General features: G+C 71.8%; 4 protein-coding genes. 2 read left to right on the top strand and 2 right to left on the bottom strand.

Annotation, left to right across the window (positions count from 1 at the left end; translation table 11 throughout):
* Positions 1-110: 110 nt before the first annotated feature.
* Both ABD269_RS25495 and ABD269_RS25490 read right to left on the bottom strand, forming a co-directional pair.
* On the bottom strand, positions 111-824 hold the full coding sequence (locus ABD269_RS25495; RefSeq protein WP_344121389.1) for a MerR family transcriptional regulator: 714 nt from the start codon (positions 822-824) through the stop codon (positions 111-113).
* Between the two features lie 130 nt (positions 825-954).
* Positions 955-2,466, bottom strand: a complete 1,512-nt coding sequence (locus ABD269_RS25490; protein ID WP_344121387.1) for a M1 family metallopeptidase — start codon at positions 2,464-2,466, stop codon at positions 955-957.
* Positions 2,467-2,652: 186 nt separating this feature from the next.
* Between ABD269_RS25490 and ABD269_RS25485 the strand changes: the two genes are divergently transcribed.
* The gene (locus ABD269_RS25485; protein WP_344121385.1) at positions 2,653-4,635 is read left to right on the top strand and encodes a Xaa-Pro dipeptidyl-peptidase; all 1,983 of its coding nucleotides are present in this window, start codon (positions 2,653-2,655) and stop codon (positions 4,633-4,635) included.
* Positions 4,636-4,744: 109 nt separating this feature from the next.
* On the top strand, positions 4,745-6,382 hold the full coding sequence (locus ABD269_RS25480; protein WP_344121383.1) for an ABC-F family ATP-binding cassette domain-containing protein: 1,638 nt from the start codon (positions 4,745-4,747) through the stop codon (positions 6,380-6,382).
* Positions 6,383-6,442: the final 60 nt, after the last annotated feature.

Genomic DNA, 6,442 nt, shown 5'->3' with positions numbered 1-6,442 from the left:
GCCCGTCCGGCGTTTGAGGACAGCGCGCGAAGCGTGCTTCGGGGTCTGGGGCGAAGCCCCAGTTCGGGAAGGGGCGGGGTGGGGGAAGGCTCGCCGCAGGCGCGATGGGCCTAGCGGGGCGCCTGCTCGTACAGCGAACGCAGTTCACACCGCAACGACCGCTGAAACGCCGTCACCAACGCCTGCACCACCAGCGGCTGCATATGCGCCGAGAGCGATTTCATGGCCGCCACATCCGTCGCGTCGACCCCGTCGCGGAAGAGCCGCGTCAACTCCCCGGCCGTGGCGCGCGCATGCTCCAGCAGAACCGTGCGCGCCGCGAGCAGCGTCTCCGGGGTGAGGGGGACGTCCAGCAGCCGTATGCCGAGGGGGAGCAGGCCCGGGTCGACGCGGAGGGGGCCTTCGGGGGAGAGCCGCTCCACCGCGCCCATCGCGACGAGCCGGTCGACGTCCTCCTCCGTGAGCGCGCGCCCGGCCCGCCGCTCCAGTCGCGCGTGCGTCGTCTCCTCGGGCTCGTCCGGTGTCCAGGAGGCCACCAGGGCGCGGTGGATGGCGAGGTCGTGCGGGCCGATCCCGTCGGGGAGCCGGCGCAGATAGCGTTCGATGGCGGCGAGGGTGAGGCCCTGGTGCTGGAGCTCCTCGATCAGGGCCAGCCGCGAGAGGTGGCCGGGGCCGTAGCGCCCGACCCGGCGGGGGCCGATCTCGGGCGGTGGCAGCAGCCCGCGGCTGCTGTAGAAGCGCACGGTGCGCACGGTCACGCCGGCGCGGGCGGCCAACTCGTCGACGGTGAGGTCCGGTTCCTCGGTGTCCGTGTCCGTGGCCATCGGCAGCGCCTCGCTCTCTGTTCCGCACCCTGGGGTTCAACAGTAATGCTGTTTCACCGCCCATGACACAGGGGCAGGGCCCGTCCCGCACCACCGTGGGTGCGGGACGGGCCCTGCCGGACGTGCGGGATCAGTGGTGCGGGTGGGCTGCCTGCGCCTCCTGGATCTTCTTCCAGGACTTGGGCTGGGCAGGGGCCTTGAGCGACTTGGCCGCCTTCCCCGCCTTGCCCGCCGTGTCCGTGGCGTTCGGCGACACGGCCGGCTTCGACGTGGCGAACAGCCAGGTGTCGAAGAGCTGTGCCAGCGGCTTGCCGGAGACCTTCTCGGCGAACGTCGTGAAGTCCTGCACGGAGGCGTTGCCGTACTTGTTTGCGGCGGTCCACCCCTGGAGGATCTCGAAGAACGTCTTGTCCCCGACCTTGGTGCGCAGCGCCTGGAGCGCGAGGGCACCCCGGTCGTAGACGGCGCGGTCGAACTGCTTGTCCGCGCCCGGGTCGCCCGGCTTCACCGTCCAGAAGACGTTGTCGGCGGGCACCCCGTTGTAGATGTAGTCGGCGAGCTCCTGGGTGGTGCCCTCGCCCTCCTTCTCGGACCACAGCCACTGGGCGTAGGTGGCGAAGCCCTCGTTGATCCAGATGTTCTTCCAGTCCTTCACCGAGACGCTGTCGCCGAACCACTGGTGGGCGAGCTCGTGCACGATCAGCGAGGTGTTGGCGCCGTTGGCGAAGCTGGAGGGGCTGTAGTACGGCCGGGTCTGGGTCTCCAGCGCGTAGCCCGTCTTGACGTTGGGCACATAGCCGCCGACCGCGGTGAAGGGGTACGGCCCGAAGAGCGAGCTCTCCCAGTCGATGATCTCGCCGGTGCGCTCGACGCTCGCCCGCACGGCCGGGGCGTTGTCGCCGAGGTCCTTGCTGTAGGCGTTGAGGACGGGCAGCCCGTTGGCGGTGGTGTCCTGCGTGATGTCGAACTTGCCCACCGCGAGTGTGGTGAGGTACGTCGCCTGCGGCTTGGCGGAGCGCCAGTTGTAGCGTGTCCAGCCGAGCTTGGAGGTCTGTGAGCCGAGGATGCCGTTGCTGACCGTCTGGTATCCGTCCGGCACCGACACCGAGATGTCGAACGTGGCCTTGTCCGTCGGGTGGTCGTTGCTGGGGAACCACCAGGCGGCGGCCTCCGGCTCCTGCGCGACCACCGCGCCGTCCGGGGTGCGGTACCAGGCGGTGAAGTTGTTGACCTTCACCTGGGAGGGGGTGCCGCTGTAGCGGACGACCACGCTGATGTCCTTGCCCTTGGGGAGGGCGGCGGAGGGGGTGATCTCCAGTTCGTGGACACCCGACTTGGCGAACGTGGCCTTCTTGCCGTTGACCAGGACCTCGTTGACGTCGAGCAGGAAGTCCAGGTTGAAGCGGGACAGGTCCTGGGTGGTGGTGGCGAGCAGGGTCGCCGTGCCCTCCAGTTTGTCCGTCTTCGGCTGGTACTTCAGCCTCAGGTCGTAGTGGGAGACGTGGTACCCGCCGTTGCCGGAGTCGGGGTAGTAGGAGTCCCCGACGCCCGGGGCACCCGGCGTGGGCTCGGCGGCCGATGCGGGAATCGCCAGCAGCAGGCAGACGGCGGCCGCGCCCGGAACGATGAGTCTGTGACGCACGAGTCACTCCAACTCGTAGAGGAGAACGATCACTCGAAGCCTATGTACTCACTGTGGAGGAGGGTATGTCCATGGGGCGGTCGACATGCGAACGTCATGCGCCTGTCATGAGCTGTGTTTCCGGCCACCTCGTGAGACTGCTCGCATCCCCTTCTGCACGGCAGTCCGCCGCGCTACGGTCCGGCGATGCGCACACGTCCGCGGGACACCGCCCGCATACCTTGGACCGGAACCGTACTGGCGGCCGTCGCCGCCCTGTTGGCCGTGCTCGTCGCACCGTCGGGCGCGGCGACCGCCGCCCCCGGCGGAGCGGCGAAGCCGAAGGAGAGCAGACCCGTCTATTCGTACGACCGTGCCGTGCGCGAGTCGGTATGGGTGGACATCAAGGTCGACGGTGACGGCGACGGGCGGTCCGACCGGGTCGCCGTCGACATCATCCGCCCCCGCGAGCCCGCGGAACAGGGCCGCCGCGTGCCGGTGATCATGGATGCCAGCCCGTACTACTCCTGCTGCGGCCGGGGCAACGAGAGCCAGAAGAAGACCTATGACGCACAGGGCAACCCGGTGCAGTTCCCGCTGTATTACGACAACTACTTCGTCCCGCGAGGCTATGCCGTCGCCCTGGTCGACCTGGCCGGAACCAATCGCTCCGACGGCTGTGTCGACATCGGCGGCCGCTCCGACATCCGGTCCGCGAAGGCGGTCGTCGACTGGCTGAACGGCCGCGCCCGCGGCTACAGCAGCCGCACCGGGCGGACGGCCGTCACGGCCGACTGGACCACCGGCGCCGTCGGGATGATCGGCAAGAGCTACGACGGCACCGTCGCCAACGGCGTCGCCGCCACCGGCGTCGAGGGCCTGAAGACCATCGTCCCGATCGGGGGGATCAGTTCCTGGTACGACTACTACTTCGCCAAGGGCGCCGCCCTCTACGACGGCGGCCCCGACGGGCTCTCGGACGGCATCGAGAGCCCCGAGGCGCGCGCCCGCTGCCAGGCCGTCCAGCGCGAACTCGTCGAGGGCGCACCGCGCAACGGCGACTGGACCCCGCTGTGGAACGAGCGCGACTACGTCAAGGACGCCGACAAGGTGCGCGCCAGCGTCTTCGTCGTCCACGGCGCGCAGGACCTCAACGTCCGCACCAAGCACTTCGGCCAGTGGTGGGACGCGCTCGCGAAGCAGGGCGTGGAGCGCAAGATCTGGCTGTCCACGGCCGGGCACGTCGACCCCTTCGACTTCCGCCGCGAGGCCTGGGTGCCCACCCTGCACCGCTGGTTCGACCACTACCTCCTCGGCTACGCCAACGGCATCGAGCGCGAGCCCATGGCCGACATCGAGCGCGCCCCCGACCAGTGGTCCACCGACCGCGTCTGGCCGCCGAGCGGCACCCGGACCACCGCGCTCCGCCCCGCCGCGGGCCCCGTCGCCGGCGTCGGCACCCTGGGCCTCGCGCCCGCGCCGTCCGGCACCACCGCCTCCTTCACCGACGACCCGAAGCTGAACGAGGGCGACTGGTCCGCCCACATCGACGAACCCACCCCCGGCAAGGCCGGGTTCACCACCGGGCCGCTCGCCCGCGACCTGCGGCTGTCCGGCTCCTCCACCGTCCGCCTCACCGTCACCCCGTCCACCGCCTCCGCCCACCTCTCCGCCGTCCTGGTGGACCTCGGCCCGGCCACCATCCGCAACTACGCGGCCGACGGCGAGGGCATCCGCACCCTCGCCGACAGCAGCTGCTGGGGGAGCGGCACCCCCGGTGACACCGGCTGCTTCAAGAACACCGCGGCCGACACCGAGCAGGTCGGATACACCGTCTTCAGCCGCGGCTGGGCCGACCTCGGCCACTACGCGGGAGGCAAGGCGCGCCCGCTGACCCCCGGCAAGCCGTACACCCTCACCCTCGACCTGGCCGCCACCGACCACGTCGTCCCGGCGGGCCACCGCCTCGCCCTGATCGTCGCGGGCACCGACGCCGGGCTCATCGAGCCCGCCGCCACCAGCCCGCGGCTGACGGTGGACCTCAGCCGCACCTCCGCCGAGCTGCCGTTCGTCGGGGGACGCGCGGCCTTCGCCCGCGCGACGGCCGGCGGCCACCGCCCCGTGCCGCACCCGGGCACCCCGCCGTACGGCTTCCGCCCGTCGGCGCCGTCCCACGTCCCGGCCGCCTGACCGGCCGCGCGATCCCGCCCCCGGTGGCGGGATCGCGCGGGTGCCACAGGCCGCCCATAGAAAAAACTGTTATGGGACCGGGCCCTCAAGCGGTTAGAGTCGGCGCATCATGAGCGCCACCCTCGTCGCCAAGGACCTCGCAGCCGGACACGGCGACCGCACCCTCTTCGCCGGGCTCGACCTCGTCGTCGCCCCCGGTGACGTCATCGGACTGGTCGGCGCCAACGGCGCGGGCAAGTCGACGCTGCTGCGGCTGCTCGCGGGCCTGGCCACCCCCGAGGAGGGCGCCGTCCGGCTCAGCCCGCCCACCGCGACCGTCGGCCACCTGCCCCAGGAGCCCGAGCGCCGCCCCGGGGAGACGGTGCGGGCCTTCCTCGCCCGCCGCACCGGCGTCGCCGAGGCCCAGGCCGCCCTCGACGCCGCCACCCAGGCTCTGGTGGACGGCGCCCCGGGCGCCGACGACGCCTACGCCCACAGCCTCGACCGCTGGCTCGACCTCGGCGGCGCCGACCTGGAGGAGCGCGCCGAGGAGGTCACCGGCTCCCTCGGCCTCACCGTCGGCCTCGACCGGCCCATGACCGCGCTCTCCGGCGGCCAGGCCGCCCGCGCGGGCCTCGCCTCGCTGCTGCTCAGCCGCTACGACGTCTTCCTCCTCGACGAGCCCACCAACGACCTCGACCTGGACGGCCTGGCCCGCCTGGAGTCCTTCGTCACCGGGCTGCGCGCGGGCACCGTCCTCGTCAGCCACGACCGCGAGTTTCTCGCCCGCACGGTCGACAAGGTGCTCGAGCTCGACCTCGCCCAGCAGCAGATCACCCTCTACGGCGGTGGCTACGCCGCCTATCTGGAGGAGCGCGAGACCGCCCGCCGGCACGCCCGCGAGGCGTACGAGGAGTACGCCGACACCCGCGCCGGCCTGGAGGCCCGCGCCCGCACCCAGCGGAACTGGATGGAGAAGGGCGTCAAGAACGCCCGCCGCAAGGCCAGCGACAACGACAAGATCGGCCGCAAGTTCCGCACAGAGTCCACCGAGAAGCAGGCCGCCAAGGCCCGGCAGACCGAGCGGCTCATCGAGCGCCTCGACGTCGTCGACGAGCCCCGCAAGGAGTGGGAGCTGCGCATGGAGATCGCCGCCGCGCCCCGCTCCGGCGCGGTCGTGGCCACCCTGCGCGGCGCCGAGGTCCGCCGCGGCTCCTTCGCCTTCGGCCCCGCCGACCTCCAGATCGACTGGGCCGACCGGGTCGCGATCACGGGCGCCAACGGCTCCGGCAAGTCCACGCTCCTCGCCGCGCTCCTGGGCCGCCTGCCGCTGGACGCGGGAGCCGCCGCGCTCGGCCCCGGTGTCGTCGTCGGTGAGGTCGACCAGGCGCGCGCCCTCTTCTTCGGGACCGAAGCGCTGCTGGACGCCTTCGAGGCGGCCGTGCCCGAGCTGGAGCCCGCCGACGTCCGGACGCTGCTCGCGAAGTTCGGGCTGAAGGCCGCCCATGTGCTGCGCCCGGCCGCCACGCTCTCCCCGGGCGAGCGGACCCGCGCCGCCCTCGCGCTGCTCCAGGCCCGCGGCGTCAATCTGCTGGTCCTGGACGAGCCCACCAACCACCTCGACCTGCCGGCCATCGAGCAGCTGGAGTCCGCGCTCGCGTCGTACGAGGGGACGCTGCTGCTCGTCACCCACGATCGCCGGATGCTCGATGCCGTCCACACCACCCGCCGCATCCGGGTCGAGGACGGCCGTCTCACAGAGAACTGACAGGGTCGGAAACCGCAACAGCCCGTCCGGGTGAAGCGGTGTCCGAAAACAAACCCAGGT

Origin of the sequence: Streptomyces blastmyceticus (assembly GCF_039521185.1) — a bacterium.
In the GTDB taxonomy this organism is placed as follows: domain Bacteria; phylum Actinomycetota; class Actinomycetes; order Streptomycetales; family Streptomycetaceae; genus Streptomyces; species Streptomyces blastmyceticus.
The sequence above is the reverse complement of the archived record's forward strand: the minus strand, read 5'-3'. Positions and strand labels throughout refer to the sequence as shown.